The 640-nt window shown below is 65.9% G+C and carries 1 protein-coding gene; it reads left to right on the top strand.

Annotation, left to right across the window (positions count from 1 at the left end; genetic code table 11):
* A partial coding sequence (locus tag ACMGE0_RS33600; protein ID WP_436820180.1) for an AMP-binding protein occupies positions 1-640 on the top strand: 640 nt, incomplete at both ends.

The raw sequence follows: 640 nt of genomic DNA, 5'->3' as shown, positions 1-640 counted from the left end.
CCGCCCCCATCCATCCTGACCAGCTCGCCTACGTCATCTACACATCAGGATCGACAGGCACACCAAAGGGGGTGGGCATCTCCCACAGGGCGCTCAGCCTCCATGTCGACGATTATATCTCGGCATTCGCGCTTGATGCACGCGACCGGGTCCTGCAGTTCTCGACGATCAGCTTCGATGCGGCAATGGAGCAATTGCTGCCGATCCTCACCTGCGGCGGTCGTGCCGTCGTCAGAGGAGGGGATGTCTGGAGCTTCGCCGAGACGGCCGCCGCAATCGAGAAGGAGCAGGTCACCCTTGCCTATCTGCCGACTGGCTACTGGCGCTCCTGGTTCGAGGCGGTCTCGGCCGAACAGGTCGCAAGTCTGAGGCTGGTGGCGATCGGCGGCGAGGCCCTGCCGGGCGGCGCCATGGAGGCATGGCGCCGCTCGCCGCCGGCGTCGGTGCCCTTGTGGAACAGCTATGGCCCGACCGAGGCGACGATCACGACCTCGTCGCATGTCCTCAATCCCCGATCCGATGAAGCTACCAGTGCCATCGGACGGTCATGGCCCTCGCGCAGTGCCTGGGTGCTGGACGGCGACGGCAACGAGATGCCGGCGGGCGGCCTTGGCGAACTCACCATCGGCGGCGAGACCCT

Source organism: Neorhizobium descurainiae, assembly GCF_051400715.1.
Taxonomy (GTDB): Bacteria; Pseudomonadota; Alphaproteobacteria; order Rhizobiales; family Rhizobiaceae; genus Neorhizobium.
The sequence above is the reverse complement of the archived record's forward strand: the minus strand, read 5'-3'. Positions and strand labels throughout refer to the sequence as shown.